At 67.6% G+C, this 284-nt stretch carries 1 protein-coding gene; it reads right to left on the minus strand.

Translation table 11 applies throughout. The annotated features are described in order from the left end of the window. Positions 1-100: 100 nt before the first annotated feature. A partial coding sequence (locus tag ACSNOK_RS33890) for a hypothetical protein (protein ID WP_436784588.1) occupies positions 101-284 on the minus strand: 184 nt, incomplete at its 5' end.

Consider the following 284-nt stretch of genomic DNA (forward strand, 5'->3'; position numbering starts at 1 on the left):
TTCGGCCACCGAGGTCTCGACAAGCTCGACCAGCCGGGTCTCGACCAAGCCGGGGGTCCCGACACCCTCGACCAACCGACACTCCAGGCCAGCCGGTGACTCAGCGCACAAGAGCCGACGCACGGGGCGCTGGGCGTTCGACGCGGGTCTGTGCCGCGCCGCTGCCGAAGACGAAGCTGCGTTGTACCTGATAGGCCGCCACGAAGAGCCCGATCTCGACCAGCACCTTCGCGACCACCAGTCCGACGCCCGTTGCGGTGAGCCAGGTAAGCAGCACGTAGTTG

It is taken from the genome of Streptomyces sp. URMC 126 (assembly GCF_051386555.1).
Taxonomy (GTDB): domain Bacteria; phylum Actinomycetota; class Actinomycetes; order Streptomycetales; family Streptomycetaceae; genus Streptomyces.